The 861-nt window shown below is 41.2% G+C and carries 1 protein-coding gene; it reads left to right on the forward strand.

Annotation, left to right across the window (positions count from 1 at the left end; translation table 11 throughout):
- The coding region (locus tag QMA12_RS22085) for a transposase (protein WP_290295326.1) at positions 1-543 on the forward strand (543 nt) is incomplete at its 5' end.
- Positions 544-861 lie beyond the last annotated feature (318 nt).

Genomic DNA, 861 nt, shown 5'->3' on the forward strand with positions numbered 1-861 from the left:
TTATCAACAGTCTTTAGAGGTAAAATGCTGGCGGCACTCCATGAATGCGATAGTTCATTCGCGAAGATAAACACGCCAACAAAATGGTGCGTGTATAGCAAAGCCTGTTTAACGTACAGTGAAAAGCTAGTTAGCTATCTTGCGCGTTATACCCGAAGAGGCGTGATGTCAGAATCGCGATTAGTGTCAGCGACAGAGGAAACCGTGAGCTTTAAATATCGCGATTATGCAGATAACAACCGCGATAAAGTAATGACACTGAGTTGTGATGAATTTTTACGGCGCTACTTACAACATGTATTGCCGAAAGGGTTTATGCGCATTCGCCACTATGGCTTTTTAGCTAATGCATGTCGCAAGCGAAGGTTAGTGTTAATAAAGGCTCAAGCATCAATAACCCCATTCAAAGCGGTGAAGCCGAAAGTAGAGCAAGAACCATTAATACCGCATTGGCCTTGCCAGTCATGCAAGGTGGGTATCTTACGATTTATTGGTGTGATGAATTTAGATATGGCGACAAATAAAATAGCGCGAACGAGTTAGCAGCCTTGCCTGCTGCATTAAATCAATAAGTTAACCTGCTTAACTGCTCAGGCTAGTCACGACTGTGCGTAAGAAAAATATCCTTGCTTAACGGTTAAACATTCGGTTTAATGAATAGATAATAAACGCTGAGCAATGCAGGGAAAGCTTAAATTATAATAGGTAAGCTTATTAAATTAGCTGATTTAGCTAGAGCCTCTAAAAAGCAAATTCCCATAGCATAAACAACACCAACTCTATACACCGAGCAGGTAGCGCCTCAGTCCAACAAGCGATTATGCAACACAAACTGCGTGTCGCATAAATACTAAAATGTTA

Source organism: Pseudoalteromonas sp. APC 3893 (assembly GCF_030408095.1).
Classification (GTDB): Bacteria; Pseudomonadota; Gammaproteobacteria; order Enterobacterales; family Alteromonadaceae; genus Pseudoalteromonas.